Here is a 16510-nt window from a genome sequence, read left to right on the forward strand (position 1 = left end):
ACAAAGAAGGGTTAGATGCCGATAATGGGATGGATGCGTCGCTGCCTGCAGGGCCTGGGGCTCGCGGGTGCGATGGGCGTGACGACCGGGGTCGTCGCGGGAGACTACGACGCGGCACCGCAGGCGCGCGACTTCATCGCCGAGATGAGTCAGAGCTACGGCTTCGCGCCGGAACAGCTGCAGGCGCTGTTCGGTGAGGTCGAACGCAAGCAGGCCATCCTCGATGCCATCTCGCGGCCGGCCGAGCGGGTCAAGCCGTGGAGCGAATACCGTCCCATCTTCATCACCGACCGGCGCATCGCCCAGGGCGTCGAGTTCTGGAAGGCCCACGAAGAAGCCCTGGCCCGCGCCGAGCGCGAATACGACGTGCCGGCCCAGTTCATCGTCGCCATCATCGGCGTGGAAACCTTCTACGGGCGCAACACCGGCAACTACCGGGTGCTGGATGCGCTCTCCACCCTGGCCTTCGACTACCCGCCGCGCGCACCCTTCTTCCGCAGCCAGTTGCGCGAATTCCTGTTGCTCGCCCGCGAGCAGCAGGTCGATCCGCTCAGCCTCACCGGCTCCTACGCCGGCGCCATGGGCCTGCCGCAGTTCATGCCGGGCAGCTTCCGCGCCTACGCGGTGGACTTCGACGGCGACGGCCATATCAACATCTGGTCCGATCCCACCGACGCCATCGGCAGCGTGGCCAACTACTTCAAGCGCCACGGCTGGTCCGGCCGCGGTCCGACCGCGATCCGCGCCCAGGTCAGTGGCGACCGGGTGGAGGAGGGCGTGGTGGCCGGCATCGAGCCGGTCAAGAGCGTCGCCGAGCTGCGCGCCCTGGGCTGGAACGCCCAGGACCCTGCCCTGCGCGACGATTTGCGTGTAACCTCGTTCCGCCTCGACGGAGACAAGGGACCGGAGTACTGGATGGGCCTGCCCAATTTCTACGCCATTACCCGTTACAACCGCAGCGTCATGTACGCCATGGCGGTGACCGATCTGGCGAACGCCATCGCCCAACGCCATGCGGCCGAGGGCCAGAAGCCGTGAGGCGCCTGGCTGCCATGGCGCGCCTGGCCGGCTGCCTGGGGCTCGGCCTGTTGCTGGTGAGCTGCTCCAGCCAGGCGCCCAAGCCGACCAGCAAGGGCGTCGCCGGTCCGGGCGGCTACCTGCGGCCGCATCGCGATGGGGCGCCCTGGTGGGACGTGGACGTCAGCCGGATCCCCGATGCCGTGCCCATGCCCTACAACGGGCCGCTGAAGAACAACCCCTATACCGTGCTGGGCAAGACCTATTTCCCGCTGACCGACGCGCGCAACTACCGGGTGACCGGCACGGCGTCCTGGTATGGCACCAAGTTCCACGGCCAGGCCACCGCCAACGGTGAGACCTACGACCTCTACGGCATGACCGCGGCGCACAAGACCCTGCCGCTGCCCAGCTACGTGCGGGTCACCAACCTGGACAACGGCCGCAGCGTCATCCTGCGCGTCAACGACCGCGGACCCTTCTATTCCGATCGGGTCATCGACCTCTCCTTCGCCGCCGCCAAGAAGCTCGGCTATGCCGAGATCGGCACGGCGCGCGTCAGCGTCGAAGGCATAGATCCGCAGCAGTACTGGGCCCAGCGTGGCCAGGCGGTGCCCATGGTGCTGGCGCAGCCGCGCCAGGCGCCGGTGGCCCAGAAGACCACCGAGACCCAGACCTTCGGCGCCATCGAGACCTACACGCCGCCGGTCAACCAGCACGCCGAGCCGGTGACGCCAGCCGCCGTCGACGCAAAAAAAAACGTTTCTGTCCCAGCCGCTGGGCTCTATCTGCAGGTGGCGGCCTTCGCCAATCCGGACGCTGCGGAATTGCTCAAGGACAAGCTCAGCGACCTGACCGGTGCCCCGGTCTTCATCAGCTCGACGGTGCGCAACCAACAGACCTTGCATCGGGTCCGCCTCGGTCCGGTCCAGCCGGCTGAAGTCGCCCCGCTCCAGAACAGCGTACGCGTGGCCCGTTTGGGCCAGGCGTCTCTCGTGCAACCGGATTGAAGCAGGGATGCTTCATGACGCCCAGTCGCCGGCCGCCGGCGCCGTGATCCGCCTCGTGCGGCGCGGCGCCGGTCGTGCGTCCTGGGTCCGCTGCTCCTGCCATACCCCAACCTTTCAGAGATTCGGATGACAATCGCAAAACTCGCTCGACGCCTGCTCTTCCTAGTAACGATCGCCTGTGTCCCGGCCGTCTGGGCGGCCGAGACTATGGTTCCGGCGGCACCCCAACTGGCGGCCAAGGCCTGGATTCTCATGGATGCCAACAGTGGCGCCGTGCTCACCGAATCCAATTCCGACCAGCGCCTGCCGCCGGCCAGCCTGACCAAGCTGATGACCGCCTACATCGCCACCCTGGAAATCAACCGGGGCCGGATCAAGGAATCCGACATGGTCACCGTCAGCGAGCACGCCTGGCGCACCGGCGGTTCGCGGATGTTCATCAAGGTCGGCACCCAGGTGTCGGTCGGTGATCTGCTGCACGGCATCATCATCCAGTCCGGCAACGACGCCAGCGTCGCCCTGGCCGAACACATCGCCGGCAGCGAAGACGCCTTCGCCGACATGATGAACACCACCGCGCAGAAGCTGGGCATGCAGAACACCCACTTCATGGACGCCACCGGCCTGCCGGATCCGAACCACTATTCCTCGGCCCATGACATGGCCATCCTGGCGCGCGCCATCATCAACGCCGATGCCCAGCACTACGCCATCTACTCCCAGAAGGAATTCTTCTGGAACAACATCAAGCAGCCCAACCGCAACCTGCTGCTGTGGCGCGACAAGACCGTCGATGGCCTGAAGACCGGCCACACCGACGAAGCCGGCTACTGCCTGGTGGCCTCGGCCGTGCGCGACGGCATGCGTCTGGTCGCCGTGGTGTTCGGCACCAACAGCGAGCAGGCCCGCGCCGCCGAGACCCAGAAGCTGCTGACCTACGGTTTCCGCTTCTTCGAAACCCAGTCCTTCTACAAGAAGGGTACCGAGCTGGCCAAGGCGCCGGTGTGGAAGGGTGACGCCCGTGAGGTCCAGGCCGGTCTGGCCAATGACCTGACCATGACCCTGCCGCGCGGCCAGGCCAAGAAGCTGCACGCCGAGATGGTGCTCAATCCGCAGCTAATCGCGCCCATCGCCCAGGGCCAGGTGATCGGCAAGGTGGAGGTGAAGCTGGATGACAAGGTGGTGCACACCGCCGACCTGGTCGCCCTGCAGCCGGTCGAGGAGGGTGGCCTCTTCCGTCGCCTGTGGGATAGCATTCGCCTGTTCTTCTACGGATTGTTCAATTGATCCGTCGCCCTGGAAAGGCCCGCGCACGCGGGCCTTTCACCCCCTGCCGACCGCGGTCGGCCTGGAAGTCCGCATGACCGAAGACGTACAACCCCCCAAGATCGAATTTCCCTGCCCGCGCTATCCCATCAAGGTGATCGGCGATGCCGGTGCCGATTTCGCCGAGCTGGTGCTCGACACCGTCCAGCGCCACGCGCCGGACCTCGACCGCGGCACCCTGGTGACCCGCGACAGCCGCAACGGGCGCTTCCTGTCGGTACAGGTGCTGATCACCGCCACCGGCGTGGACCAGCTGCAGGCCATCCACCAGGACCTGCGCGCCACCGGCCGCGTGCACATGGTGATCTGATGACGACCCCCGCCCCGGCCAGCCTGGGCGTGCGTCGCTGGGGCCTGCGGCCCTACGAGGCGACCTGGCAGGCCATGCGCCGCTTCACCGACGAGCGCGGTCCCGCGACGCCCGACGAACTCTGGCTGCTGCAACACCCAGAGGTCTTCACCCAGGGCCAGGCCGGCAAGCCCGAGCACCTGCTCGCCGCCGGGGACATCCCCGTGGTGCAGGTCGACCGTGGCGGCCAGGTCACCTACCATGGCCCGGGTCAGCTCATCGCCTATGTGCTGCTGGACGTTCGCCGTAAGGGCCTGGGCGTGCGAGAATTGGTCAGTGCCATGGAAGACAGCCTGATCGCGCTGCTCGCCGACTGGGGTGTGACTGCCGCCGCCCGGGCCGATGCCCCGGGTGTCTACGTGGACGGCGCCAAGATCGCCTCCCTTGGGCTGCGCATCCGCAATGGCCGCTCCTTCCACGGACTGGCCCTCAACGTTGACATGGATCTGGCGCCTTTCCGCCGGATCAACCCCTGCGGTTATGCCGGCCTGGCCATGACCCAGCTGCGCGATCTGGTGACCGGGCCATTAGCTTTCGACGAGGTCCGCGAGGCTCTGGTCCGTCACCTGAGCCGGCGCCTGGGCTACCCCGAACCGATCACCCTGGAATCGGATTGACATGACCACAACAGTACAAGACAGCGTCCAGACCCTTACCCCGCCCGCCCGCCCGAACAAGGTGGAAGCCGGCGTCAAGCTGCGCGGGGCCGAGAAGGTCGCACGCATCCCGGTAAAGATCATTCCCACCGAGGAGCTGCCGCGCAAGCCGGACTGGATCCGCGTGCGCATCCCGGTCACCCCCGAGGTCGAGCGCATCAAGCAGCTGCTGCGCAAGCACAAGCTGCACAGTGTCTGCGAAGAGGCGTCCTGCCCGAACCTGGGCGAGTGCTTCTCCGGCGGCACTGCCACCTTCATGATCATGGGTGACATCTGCACCCGGCGCTGCCCCTTCTGCGACGTCGGCCATGGCCGGCCGAAGCCGCTGGACGTGGACGAGCCGAAGAACCTGGCGGTGGCCATCGCCGACCTGGGCCTCAAGTACGTGGTGATCACCTCGGTGGACCGCGACGACCTGCGCGATGGCGGTGCCCAGCATTTCGTCGACTGCCTGCGCGAGATCCGCAAGCTGACCCCCGGTATCCAGCTGGAGACCCTGGTGCCGGACTATCGCGGTCGCATGGACGTGGCCCTGGCCATCACCGAGCAGGAGCCGCCGGATGTGTTCAACCACAACCTGGAGACCGTCCCGCGCCTGTACAAGGCCGCGCGCCCGGGTTCGGACTTCGAGTGGTCGCTGGACCTGCTGCAGAACTTCAAGAAGCGCGTGCCCCACGTGCCGACCAAGTCCGGCCTGATGCTCGGCCTGGGCGAGACCGACGAGGAGGTCATCGAGGTCATGCAGCGCATGCGCGAGCACGACATCGACATGCTGACCCTCGGCCAGTACCTGCAGCCGTCGCGCAACCACCTGCCAGTGCAGCGCTTCGTCCATCCGGACACCTTCGCCTGGTTCGCCGAAGAAGGAACCAAGATGGGCTTCAAGAACGTCGCTTCCGGTCCGCTGGTTCGTTCGTCCTACCACGCCGACCAGCAGGCGCACGGCGCGAAGAAGATCGGCTGATCCTGCAGTCATCATGAAAAAGGGCAGCCCCGTGGCTGCCCTTTTCTATTGCGGCTATGAAACCTTCCCCCCTGCCGATCTGCCGTTAGCCCCCTCTCCCTTTGGGAGAGGGTTGGGGTGAGGGTGCACGCTACTACCCGCGCAGCACCCCATCCACCAGCGCCTTGGCTTCTTCCTGGATGCGACCCAGGTGGGCCTCACCCTCGAAGCTTTCGGCGTAGATCTTGTAGACGTCCTCGGTGCCCGAGGGGCGGGCGGCGAACCAGCCGTTCTCGGTGACCACCTTGAGGCCGCCGATGGCGGCGCCGTTGCCGGGGGCCTCGGTGAGGATGGCGGTGATCGGCTGGCCGGCCAGCTCCTTGGCGGTGACCTGGGCGGCGGACAGCTTGCTCAGACGGGCCTTCTGCTCGCGGTCGGCTGCGGCGTCGATGCGCTGGTAGACCGGGGCGCCGAAACGCTCGGTCAGTGCCTGGTAGCGCTCGCCCGGGTCCTTGCCCGTCACGGCGGTGATTTCCGCGGCCAAGAGACCGAGGATGAGGCCGTCCTTGTCGGTGGACCAGGCGCCGCCGGCCTTCCGCAGGAAGGAGGCACCGGCGGATTCCTCGCCGCCGAAGCCCAGGCTGCCATCCAGCAGGCCATCGACGAACCACTTGAAGCCCACCGGTACCTCCACCACCTGGCGACCGATACCCTGGGCGACGCGGTCGATCATCGAGGAGGACACCAGGGTCTTGCCGATGCCAGCCTGCTGGCTCCACTGCGGACGGTGGGTGAAGAGGTACTCGATGGCCACCGCCAAATAATGGTTGGGATTGAGCAGGCCCACCGAGCGGGCGACGATGCCGTGGCGGTCATGGTCGGTGTCGCAGGCGAAGGAGACGTCGAATCTGTCCTTGTTCTCGATCAGGCCGGCCATGGCATGGGGCGAGCTGCAGTCCATGCGGATCTTGCCGTCCCAGTCCAGGCGCATGAAGCGGAAGGTCTGGTCGACGCGGGTGGAGAGCACCTCCAGCGGCAGGCCATAGCGCTCGGCGATGCGCGGCCAGTAGTGCACTCCGGCGCCGCCGAGGGGATCGACGCCAAAGGTCAGGTCGGAGCCGCGGATGGCCTCCAGGTCGATGACCTGGCCCAGGCCACCGACGTAGCTGTCGAGGAAATCGAATTTATGGGTGGTGGAGGCCTTGAGCGCCTGGCGGTAATCCATCCGCTTGACGCCTTCCAGGCCGGCCACCAGCAGGGCATTGGCACGATCCTGGATCCACTTGGTGACGTTGGTGTCGGCCGGACCCCCGTTGGTGGGGTTGTACTTGAAGCCGCCATCGGCCGGCGGATTGTGCGATGGGGTGATGACGATGCCGTCGGCCAGGCCCGAGCTGCGGCCGGCGTTGTATTCGAGGATGGCGTTGGACAGCGCCGGGGTCGGCGTGTAGCCCGGCTCGCCGTGGGTCTCGGCGCAGCCGGCGTCGATGCGCACCTCCACGCCGTTGGCGGCGAGCACTTCCAGGGCGGAAATGAAGGCCGGCTCGGACAGCGCATGGGTGTCCATGCCCATGAATAGCGGACCGTCGACGCTCTGGGCCTGGCGGTACTCGCAGATGGCCTGGGTGATGGCGAGGATATGCCACTCGTTGAAGCTGCCCTTGAGCGAGGAACCGCGGTGACCGGAGGTACCAAAGGCCACCTGCTGGCCCGGATCGCTGGGATCGGGACGATCGCTGTAGTAGCGCGCCACCAGGCGCGGCAGGTGGGTCAGGGTGTTCTCGTCGGGGAGGCGTCCTGCGTTGGCGGCAATGCTCATCTCGGGTTCCTTGGCTTGAATGGAGCCCGGGCGTTTCGAGTACCCCGGGCGACGCGACTCGCGTTCGACCTTGGCGGTCGCAGTTTGCTCATTGCACCGGGATGGCGATCCTCAGAATGCCGACTCGTGCACGCTGAGGATCGCCAGGACGGGGTGTCAGCCGCGCAACCGCTCCAGCAACTGGTGGTTGGGATAGCCGTCGGCGGGCCAGCCCTGGGATTGCTGGTAGATGCGGATGGCCTTGCGGGTGTTGGCGCCGATGATGCCGTCGGCGCTGCCCGGGTCGAGGCCCAGGGCGGCGAGGCGCTGTTGCAGTTCCACCCGTTCGCTGCGGCTCAGTGGCAGGTCGTCCGTGGGCCAGCTGGCGGCGACCTGGCCGGCGTCACGGTAGCGTTCCGAGAGCAGGGCCACGCCCAGGGCGTAGGAGGTGGAATTGTTGTACTTGAGGATGGTGCGGAAGTTGTTGAACACCAGGAAGGCCGGACCCCGGTGGCCGGCGGGCAGCAACAGCGAGGCGCTGTCGCTGGCCTGGGCGGCGGGCTGTGGCAGACCAAGGCCCTGGATGCCCAGCGCCGTCCATTCGGCCAGACTCTTGCGCACGCCCATGTCGGCCAGGCTGTAGTCGAAGTTGGCCGGCACCCGGACCTCGTAGCCCCAGGGCTTGCCATCCTGCCAGCCGGAGGCCTTCAGGTAATTGGCGGTGGAGGCGAGGGCGTCGGCGGTGGAGCCCCAGATGTCACGGCGACCATCACCGTCGAAGTCCACCGCGTACTGGTCGTAGGTGGTGGGGATGAACTGGGTCTGGCCCATGGCACCGGCCCAGGAGCCGATCATCCGGTCGGCGGTGACGTCGCCGTGCTGGAGGATGCCGAGGGCGGCGACCAGCTGGTCCTGGGCGAAGTCCGGACGGCGCCCCTCGTAGGCGAGGGTGGCCAGGGAGCGGATGACGCCCTTGTTGCCCATGTTGTTACCGTAGTTGCTTTCCATGCCCCAGAAGGCCACCAGGCGCGCCGGCTCGATGCCGTAGCGGGCCTCCAGCGCGGCCAGCAGGCCGGCCTGCTGGATGATCAAAGTCTTGCCATTGCGCACGCGCAGCGGCGAGACGGCGGTGTCCAGGTATTCCCAGACCGGCTTGGTGAATTCCGGCTGGCTACGATCGGCGGCGATCACCGCCGGATCGGGTTGGACGCCGGCGAAGGCCTGGTCGAAGGTCGCGGCGGAAATGCCTCGGCCCAGCGCCAGGGCGCGAAAGCGACTGCGCCATTGCTCGAAGCTTTCATCGGGCTGGGGCATGGCCTCGGCCGCCGAGGCGGGGGTATTGGCCGCCGGCACGGGCTTGGACGAGGAGGGCGAGGAGGGCGCCGCGGTGGGCGTCGTCTGGGTCTGGGCACAGGCGGCCAGGGCAGCGGTCAGCAGGGTGACCAGGGTCCCGGCGAGGAGGCCACCGGTCTTGAATCCGCGGGATTTCCCGAATTGCATCTGTCTCCACCGGACGTCTAGGCAGGAACAGTCACCTTAGCATGCCCCGGGTCACGGCGTCTGGTAGGCGTATCCGCTGGTCTTTCAGGCGGCCAGAAAGACCGAAGCCTTCTCGTCGTGCAACGAGAAGGCTTCGCGGCGGTAGCTGCCCTTGCCCTTGGCGGGTCGCTCCTGGTGCGAGCGAAAACGAGGGTCACTGACGAGGGCCTTGGCCTTGTTGGGGCCGCGGCTGTATTTCTTGGCCATGCTGCGTACTCCGCTGGATTGGATGCCTCCCCAAGATGGGGGCACGCCAGTCTATTGCAAGTAGCGGCCGTGACAAGGGCGGCTAGGACAGGGGCTTGCCCAGCGCCAGGCGTTTGCCGGCGAGGACCAGGGCGAGGCTGGCGAGGGTCAGCCAGACCTCTCCGGGCGCCTGGCCCTTGATCTGTTCGTCGGCCACCTGGGCATCGCGCAGCAGGGCTTCCAGGCGGCGGGCGCCATGCCGCTGCAGGGCGCGGGTCAGCAAGGGCCGGCGCTTGTCCCACACCGGCGGTTTCACCTGGGTGAAGGCCCGCTCCAGGGGCGTACCGCTTTCCTGCAGCTGCGCCAGGTTGGCCAGCAGGCGCAGCTCCCGGGCCAGCGCCCAGAGCACCACCGGCGCTTCCACGCCCTCGCCACGCAGGCCATCGAGGATACGCAGGGCGTGGGCGGCGTCGCCGGCGAGGGCGGCGTCGAGCAGGCCGAAGACGTCGTAGCGGGCGCTGTCGGCCACCGAGGCCCGCACGGTGTCGGCATCCACCTGGGAGCCCTCGGTGAGCAGGCGGAGCTTCTCGATTTCCTGGGCGGCGGCCAGCAGGTTGCCTTCCACCCGCTCGGCGATCAGTTCGACCGCTTCGGGGGTGCCGGCCAGGCCCAGGCGCGCCAGGCGCTGGTTGATCCACTGCGGCAGCTGCGCCAGTTCCACCGGCCAGATCTGCACGAATTGCGCCTGCTCGTGCTCCAGCAGAGCCTTGGCCCACTTGGTCTTCTGGGCGGCGGTATCCAGGCGCGGCAGGCTGATCAGCAGCAGGGTGTCCTCGGCGGGTCGCGCCAGGTAGTCGAGCAGGGCGGCGGAGCCCTTGTCGCCCGGTTTGCCGGTGGGCAGGCGCAGTTCGAGGATGCGTTTCTGGGCGAACAGCGACAGGCTGGCGCCGGCTTCGTAGAGGCGACCCCAATCGAAGCTGGCATCGACGTCGAAGACTTCGCGTTCGTCGAAGCCCTGGGCACGGGCGGCCCCGCGAATGGCGTCGCTGGCTTCCTGGCAGAGCAGGGGCTCATCGCCGCTGACCGCATAGACGGCGGCCAGCGTGCCCTGGAGCTGCTTGCCGAGCTGGTTGGCGTTGAGTTTCATGAAGGGCCGGGACGGCAGCCCGGAGCCTGGCGGCTCCGGGCGCTGCGCTTAGCGCGCGGGGGTGGGGATGTCGATGGGCGACTGCTGCGGCGGGGCGGACTCACGGGCGCGGCGCTCGGCTTCGGCCTGGGCGGCGGCGCGGGCGTCGGCGTCGCGCTGCAGCTTGTCCAGGCGCTCCGGCGTCAGGGCCTGCAGGCGAGCGGCCAGCTGCTGCACCAGTTCGCGGCGCATCTCGCGGCGCAACTGGTCCTTCTGCTGCTCGGAACCGACGATGTTGTTCTGGTCGGTCACGTAGTAGCGCTGGGTTTCCAGGTAGTCGCTGACCAGCACCGCCTGGTTCTTGCCGACGATGGTGTAGGGCTGACGGGTGGTCAGCTCGACTTCGGCACTGCGCGCGCCGCTGGTGTAGCTGGCGGTCCGCTCGCTCTGGCCTTCGCCACCCAGGTCCAGGGTGTAGGGCGCACCCGAGGTCACCCGGACGTGGGCGTCTTCGAGCATGTCGCGCACGTCCTTGACGGTCTGGCCGTAGGCGTCGCGCGCCGTCACGTTCAGCTCGGTGATCTGCAGGCGGGTTTCGCCGGTGCCACGCAGCTGGAAGCCGCAGGCGGTCAGCAGGGTCGCCAGGCCGACTACCGCAAGGCCGGGGAGAATCCGTTTCTTCATCTGTTGTCTGCTCCGTTCGCGTGTCTTAGTTGGCGACGATGTTGACCAGTTTACCCGGGACCACGACGACCTTGCGGATGGTCAGGCCTTCGGTGAAGCGCGCCACGTTCTCGTTGGCGCGAGCCGCGGCCTCGATGGCCTCGCGGCTGGCATCGGCCGGTACTTCGATCTGGCCGCGCAGCTTGCCGTTCACCTGGATGACGATCTGCAGGCTGTCCTGCACCAGGGCGCTCTCGTCCACCTGCGGCCAGCGGGCGTAGATGATCGCGTCGCTGTGGCCCAGCTGCTGCCAGAGACCGTGGGCAATGTGCGGGGTGATGGGCGCCAGCAGCAGGGTGACGGCCTCCAGGCCTTCCTGCAGCAGGCGGCGATCGGTGTCACTGTCCTGGGCGGCCTTTTCCAGCACGTTCATCAGGGTCATGACCGCGGCGATGGCGGTGTTGAACTTGTGATGCTGGCCAATATCCTGGCTGGCCTGGCGGATGGCCAGGTGGATGGCACGGCGGACGTCCTTCTGGGTGGGCGACAGCTCGCCGAGGGCGCCGGCGGTCGGCAGGCCCTGGCTCACATGGGCCTGGGCCAGACGCCAGACGCGGCGCAGGAAGCGGCTGGCGCCCTCGACGCCGGAGTCGGACCATTCCAGGCTCATGTCCGGCGGCGAGGCGAACATCATGAACAGCCGGCAGGTGTCGGCGCCGTACTGGTCGATCATCGCCTGGGGGTCGACGCCGTTGTTCTTCGACTTGGACATCTTCTCGACGCCGCCGATTTCCACCGGCTGGCCGTCGCTCTTCAGGCGCGCCCCGATCACCTTGGCCTTGGCGTCGCGTTCCACCTCGACATCGGCCGGGTTGAACCAGTCCTTGCTGCCGTTGGGATTGGTGCGGTAGTAGGTCTCGGCCACCACCATGCCCTGGGTGAGCAGGTTCTCGAAGGGCTCGTCGGAGTCGATCAGGCCCTGGTCGCGCATCAGCTTGTGGAAGAAGCGCGAGTAGAGCAGGTGCAGGATGGCGTGCTCGATGCCGCCGATGTACTGGTCGACCGGCAGCCAGTAGTTGGCTTCTTCCTTGTCCAGCATGCCGCCGGTGAAAGTCGGCGAGGCATAGCGGGCGAAGTACCAGGAACTCTCGACGAAGGTGTCCATGGTGTCGGTCTCGCGGCGGGCCGGCTGGCCGTTGCGCGGATCGACGGTCTCGTAGAACTCCGGCATGCGCGCCAGCGGCGAGCCGGCGCCATCCGGCACCACGTCCTCGGGCAGCACCACCGGCAGCAGGTCGGCCGGTACCGGGATGTCGATGCCGTCGTCGCCATGGATGATCGGGATCGGGCAGCCCCAGTAGCGCTGGCGGCTGATGCCCCAGTCGCGCAGGCGGAACTGGGTACGCGGCTGGCCCAGGCCCTTGGCCTGCAGGGCCGCGCCGATGGCGTCGAAGGCGGCATCGTAGGCCAGGCCGTCATAGGCGCCGGAATTGATCAGGAAGCCGTCCTTGCTGCCGTACCAGTCCTTCCACTGCACCGGATCGAACTGGAAGCGCTCGTATTCCGCGGGGCTGAAGTCGTCCGGGTTGGCCAGCACGCGGGTGGCTTCCTCGGTATCCACCACCTGGACGATGGGCAGCTGGTACTTGTTGGCGAATTCGAAGTCACGCTCGTCGTGACCGGGCACGGCCATGACCGCGCCGTCGCCGTAGTGCATCAGCACGTAGTTGGCGACCCACACCGGCAGGCGCGCGTCGGTCAGCGGATGGCGGACGAACAGGCCGGTGTCCAGGCCCTTCTTCTCCTGGGTGGCGATGTCGGCTTCGGCGACGCCGCCGCGCTTGCACTCGTCGATGAAGGCCTGCAGCCCGGCATTGCCCTGGGCGGCCTGGGTGGCCAGCGGGTGTTCCGCGGCCACGGCGACATAGGTGGCGCCGAGCAGGGTGTCGGGGCGGGTGGTGAAGACCTTGAGGGTACCGGCGGCGCCGATGCTGTCCTGGTCATAGGGGAATTGCACCTCCATGCCGCGGGACTTGCCGATCCAGTTGCGCTGCATGGTCTTGACCTGCTCGGGCCAGCCGGGCAGCTGGTCGAGGGACGTCAGCAGCTCTTCCGCATAGTCGGTGATGCGGAAGTAGTACATGGGGATCTCGCGCTTTTCGATCAGCGCGCCACTGCGCCAGCCGCGGCCGTCGATGACCTGCTCGTTGGCCAGTACGGTCTGGTCCACCGGATCCCAGTTTACGGTGCCGTTCTTGCGGTAGATGATGCCCTTCTCGAACAGCTGGGTGAACAGCCACTGCTCCCAGCGATAGTAGTCCGGCTTGCAGGTGGTGACCTCGCGGGACCAGTCGATCGCCAGGCCCAGGCTCTGCAGCTGGGACTTCATGTAGGCGATGTTCTCGTAGGTCCACTTGGCCGGGGCCACGCCGTTCTTCATCGCGGCGTTCTCGGCGGGCATGCCGAAGGCGTCCCAGCCCATGGGCTGCAGCACGTTCTTGCCCAGCATCCGCTGGTAGCGGGCGATGACGTCGCCGATGGTGTAGTTGCGCACGTGCCCCATGTGCAGCTTGCCGCTGGGGTAGGGGAACATCGACAGGCAGTAGAACTTCTCCTGGCCCGGGCGCATGACGGCCTTGAAGGACAGATTCTGGTCCCAGAAGGACTGGGCGGCGGCTTCTATTTCGCGGGGCTGGTAGTGTTCGTGCATGGGCGTGTCGAGGGCTGCAGAGGCGTTTGATCAAGCCGCCAAGCATACATGACCCCCAGAGCGCGGGGAAATGTCCCACGCTGCCGCTTGTTTCGCACTCTAGGGGAGGCAAGGTCGGAAGGGCCGTACTAGGCTGTTTGAACCTCTGTTCAACCCTCCGGGAGGATGATCGCCATCATGGGAAAGTTTCGACGCGAGTCCGAACGCCTGCCGGCCGATGTGCGCCTGCAGCGGCGACTGGCGCTGGCCCTGGATGAGGCCGCGACCCAGGAGCGTCTCTATGACAGCGCCTACGGCGAAATCGAGCTGCAGGGATTGAGCGCGGCCGAGTATGCCCTGGTCAGGCGCTGGCTGGCGCGCCATCAGGCCACGGACGCGGCCCTGGCCTGCTGCCTGGGCTGTGGCCGGGTGCAGCCGGCCGGCTCCTTCTGCAGCCAGTGCCATGGCCGGCAGGTGCTGGTCGAGAATCCTTCTGCCTGGGTCCGCGCTCCCCTACACTGAGCGCCGTCGCGGCCTGGAGGTCGCCCCGCCCGGAGGGATCATGGGTCTGCGCTATTTCTTCAAGCAACTGCTGCTGCCGCCCGGTGGCCTGCTCTTGCTGTTGCTCTGCGGCTGGTGGCTGCGCCGCCGGCATCCCCGGCTTGGCCTGGCCTGCTTCTGTATCGGCCTGCTCGGCCTCTGGGCCAGTACCCTGCCGGTGGTGGTGGAAGTCGGTGGGCGGCTGCTGGAACGCGATGCCGCCCTGCCGGAGGCGAGCTGGCCAGGCCTGGCGGAGCGAGCGGATGCCATCGTCGTGCTGGGCGCCGGGCGCGAGGTGGACGACCCCGGCTGGGCCGGCGATGCCGCCAGTCACCTGGCGGTGGAGCGCTTGCGCTACGCGGCGCGGCTGGCCAAGGACAGCGGCCTGCCGGTGCTGATCACCGGTGGCTCGCCCCATGGGCGCCCGCTCAGCGAAGCGGCGCTGATGACCGAGGTGATGGAGCGCGACCTGGGCGTGCCGGTGCGCTGGCAGGAAGGCGCCAGCCGCACCACCTGGGAGAACGCGACGCTCAGCGCGCCGCTGTTGCGCGAGGCGGGGGTCAAGCGGGTGGTGCTGGTCACCCAGGCCTACCACATGGCCCGCTCGCGCTGGTGCTTCGAGCGCCAGGGCTTCGCCGTGGTGGCCGCGCCCATGGGCTTCATCGGCGTGCCCAACCAGCGACCCTTCGGCGGCTGGTTGCCGGAAGCCAAGGCGGTCGAGCAGACCGCCCAGTTGCTCAACGAAGCCGCCGGCCTGCTGCTCTATCCGCTGGCCTATCCCTGAGTGACGGCCAGTGGCGCCGGCTCGGCGCGATCCTGGCGCCGCAGCGCCAGGCCCCATAGCAGGACTAGGGCGGAGAAGATCGCCAGCGGCCAGAGGCGGTAGTGCAGGTAGGGCGTCAGGCCGTCCATGGGCACCACGCTGCCCTGCAGCACGCCGACCTCGAAGGCCGGGATCTGCCGGCTGATGCGACCGAAGGGATCGACCAGGGCGGTGATGCCGTCGTTGGTGACCCGCACCAGCCAGCGACCGCTTTCCAGGGCACGCATCTGCGCCATCTGCAGGTGCTGCTGCGGGCCGATGGACTTGCCGAACCAGGTGTCGTTGCTGATGGTGAGCAGTAGCTGGCTCCGGGCCGCCAGGTCGGCGACGAATTCCGGATAGACCACTTCGTAGCAGATGTAGGGCGCGACCCGGTAGCCCTTCACCAGCAGGGGTTCCTGATGCTCGGGGCCGCGGACGAAGTCGGACATGGGCAGGTCGAAGAAGCCGATCAGGCCGCGCAGGTATTCCTGCAGCGGCACGTATTCGCCAAAGGGCACCAGTTTCTGCTTGTAGTAGGTACCCGAGCCGTTGCCGACCGCGGTGATGCTGTTGAAGTAACGCGAATCGCCATTGGCATCGCGTTCCCGCGCCGGCAGGCCGGTCACCAGGGCGCCACCATGGGCGGCCACCAGGGCGCCCTCGGCGGCGAGGAAGTCGCTGACGTACTCACGCAGCACGGGAATGGCGTTTTCCGGCCAGACCACCAGGTCGGCGTCCGTCTGCTCGGCGGTGCGGTCGCGATAGAGCGCCAGGGTGGCGCGGGCGTGGTCCGGATTCCACTTGAGTTCCTGGGCGATGTTGCCCTGGACCCCGGCGACCTTGAGTGGGGCGCCGGCCGGTTGCGTCCATACCTGCCCCTTGAAGACATCCCCGGCCACCCAGGGCACGACCACCAGCACCAGGGCCGCGACCAGGGCCGCCGGCCGCAGGAGCAGCCGTGTGGCGTTGACCAGCAGGGCGGCCGTGAGCGCCAGGACCGCCGAGATCAGCCAGACGCCGCCCAGGGGCGCCAGGCCTTGCAGCGGGCCATTGAGCTGGCTGTAGCCGAGGAACAGCCAGGGAAAGCCGGTCAGCGCCCAGCTGCGGAACAGCTCCAGGGCGAACCACAGGCCGGCGAAGCTGAGGGCATCGCCCAGCGGCGCCTGGTTGCGTCTCAGGCACAGCGCCCAGAGCCAGGCGGGCAGGGCGAAGAACAGCGCGATGCCGGCGCAGAAGCCCACGGTGAGGAACAGCGCCAGGGGCGTGGAGGCGGCGCCGTAGTCATGGATGCTGACATAGATCCAGCTGGTGCCGGCGAGGAAGGCGCCGAAGCCGTAGCACCAGCCGCGCAGGAAAGCACGCCAGGCGGTGAGGCCCTTGAGCCCCAGGTAGAATAGCCCGGCGGACAGCAGGGCCAGTGGCCAGAGGTTGAAGGGGGCCAGCGCCAGGGGCGTGAGGGCTCCGGCGAAGAGCGCCAGAAGGTTGCCCTTCCAGCCGGGTTGGGTGGTCCAGCGCATCGAAAATCCTTGGTCCGATCGAGGCTGCGCAAGCTTACTCGTCAGCGCGGGAGAGCGCCAAAGGTGCGTGCAGGGGAGCGCGAGGCAGGTCGCAGTTGAGCAGGGGAAGCCATGGTGATCCGTAGGTTGGGCTGAGACAGCTGCATCGTCGAAGCCCAACGATGGCGACCTCGAGGCAAGGCCTGTTGGGCTTCGCTGCGCTCAACCCAACCTACGGGGGGCCGTAGGATGAGACCGGCCCTCACCCCAGCCCTCTCCCGGAGGGAGAGGGGGCAAGCACTGCGCTAGCTGTGATCTCTCAGTAGGTTGTTCATCCGGGGCATTCCCGGAATTCTGGAAGCGCGAC

15 protein-coding genes are annotated in these 16510 nt (G+C 67.6%); 8 read left to right on the forward strand and 7 right to left on the reverse strand.

Translation table 11 applies throughout. The annotated features are described in order from the left end of the window. Positions 1 to 15: 15 nt before the first annotated feature. From mltB to lipA, 6 genes are all read left to right on the forward strand, one after another. Complete coding sequence (mltB, locus tag FSV73_RS20585) at positions 16 to 1038, forward strand: lytic murein transglycosylase B (protein WP_145010700.1); 1023 nt, start codon at positions 16 to 18, stop codon at positions 1036 to 1038. 14 nt (positions 1039 to 1052) lie between these two features. After that, on the forward strand, positions 1053 to 2027 hold the full coding sequence (locus FSV73_RS20590) for a septal ring lytic transglycosylase RlpA family protein (RefSeq protein ID WP_145010764.1): 975 nt from the start codon (positions 1053 to 1055) through the stop codon (positions 2025 to 2027). A 126-nt stretch (positions 2028 to 2153) separates the two neighbouring features. Beyond that, the gene (locus FSV73_RS20595) at positions 2154 to 3314 is read left to right on the forward strand and encodes a D-alanyl-D-alanine carboxypeptidase family protein (protein ID WP_145010703.1); all 1161 of its coding nucleotides are present in this window, start codon (positions 2154 to 2156) and stop codon (positions 3312 to 3314) included. A 73-nt stretch (positions 3315 to 3387) separates the two neighbouring features. Further along, complete coding sequence (locus FSV73_RS20600) at positions 3388 to 3663, forward strand: DUF493 domain-containing protein (protein ID WP_058762176.1); 276 nt, start codon at positions 3388 to 3390, stop codon at positions 3661 to 3663. Beyond that, positions 3663 to 4319 (forward strand): lipoyl(octanoyl) transferase LipB, encoded by a 657-nt coding sequence (lipB, locus tag FSV73_RS20605; RefSeq protein ID WP_145010706.1) that lies wholly within the window; start codon positions 3663 to 3665, stop codon positions 4317 to 4319. Before FSV73_RS20600 ends, lipB begins: the two co-directional genes overlap by 1 nt. A gap of 1 nt (position 4320) precedes the next feature. Next, complete coding sequence (gene lipA / locus FSV73_RS20610) at positions 4321 to 5322, forward strand: lipoyl synthase (protein WP_145010710.1); 1002 nt, start codon at positions 4321 to 4323, stop codon at positions 5320 to 5322. A gap of 133 nt (positions 5323 to 5455) precedes the next feature. On the opposite strand, the gene pgm is transcribed toward lipA, so the two are convergent. From pgm to leuS, 6 genes are all read right to left on the reverse strand, one after another. Beyond that, positions 5456 to 7120: a phosphoglucomutase (alpha-D-glucose-1,6-bisphosphate-dependent) gene (pgm, locus tag FSV73_RS20615; protein ID WP_145010713.1), complete on the reverse strand. Its 1665-nt coding sequence runs from the start codon at positions 7118 to 7120 to the stop codon at positions 5456 to 5458. A gap of 156 nt (positions 7121 to 7276) precedes the next feature. Continuing rightward, positions 7277 to 8599, reverse strand: coding sequence for a lytic murein transglycosylase (locus FSV73_RS20620; RefSeq protein WP_145010716.1), 1323 nt, complete (start codon positions 8597 to 8599; stop codon positions 7277 to 7279). An 84-nt stretch (positions 8600 to 8683) separates the two neighbouring features. Then, a complete protein-coding gene (arfA, locus tag FSV73_RS20625) occupies positions 8684 to 8845 on the reverse strand; it encodes an alternative ribosome rescue factor ArfA (RefSeq protein WP_145010719.1) in 162 nt (53 codons plus the stop codon). Positions 8846 to 8927: 82 nt separating this feature from the next. Beyond that, on the reverse strand, positions 8928 to 9971 hold the full coding sequence (gene holA, locus FSV73_RS20630; protein ID WP_145010722.1) for a DNA polymerase III subunit delta: 1044 nt from the start codon (positions 9969 to 9971) through the stop codon (positions 8928 to 8930). Between the two features lie 48 nt (positions 9972 to 10019). After that, positions 10020 to 10634, reverse strand: a complete 615-nt coding sequence (gene lptE / locus FSV73_RS20635; RefSeq protein WP_145010725.1) for an LPS-assembly lipoprotein LptE — start codon at positions 10632 to 10634, stop codon at positions 10020 to 10022. A 25-nt stretch (positions 10635 to 10659) separates the two neighbouring features. Continuing rightward, positions 10660 to 13323, reverse strand: a complete 2664-nt coding sequence (gene leuS / locus FSV73_RS20640; protein WP_145010728.1) for a leucine--tRNA ligase — start codon at positions 13321 to 13323, stop codon at positions 10660 to 10662. Between the two features lie 177 nt (positions 13324 to 13500). On the opposite strand from leuS, the gene FSV73_RS20645 reads away from it, so the two are divergent. Together FSV73_RS20645 and FSV73_RS20650 are read left to right on the forward strand one after the other, a co-directional pair. Next, the gene (locus tag FSV73_RS20645) at positions 13501 to 13824 is read left to right on the forward strand and encodes a hypothetical protein (protein WP_260856129.1); all 324 of its coding nucleotides are present in this window, start codon (positions 13501 to 13503) and stop codon (positions 13822 to 13824) included. 40 nt (positions 13825 to 13864) lie between these two features. After that, positions 13865 to 14626, forward strand: a complete 762-nt coding sequence (locus FSV73_RS20650; protein WP_145010734.1) for a YdcF family protein — start codon at positions 13865 to 13867, stop codon at positions 14624 to 14626. On the opposite strand, the gene lnt is transcribed toward FSV73_RS20650, so the two are convergent. Further along, positions 14617 to 16164: an apolipoprotein N-acyltransferase gene (gene lnt, locus FSV73_RS20655; RefSeq protein ID WP_145010737.1), complete on the reverse strand. Its 1548-nt coding sequence runs from the start codon at positions 16162 to 16164 to the stop codon at positions 14617 to 14619. The two genes, FSV73_RS20650 and lnt, sit on opposite strands and share 10 nt — an antisense overlap. Positions 16165 to 16510 lie beyond the last annotated feature (346 nt).

The sequence above is a fragment of the Pseudomonas oryzihabitans genome (assembly GCF_007665395.1).
Classification (GTDB): domain Bacteria; phylum Pseudomonadota; class Gammaproteobacteria; order Pseudomonadales; family Pseudomonadaceae; genus Chryseomonas; species Chryseomonas psychrotolerans_C.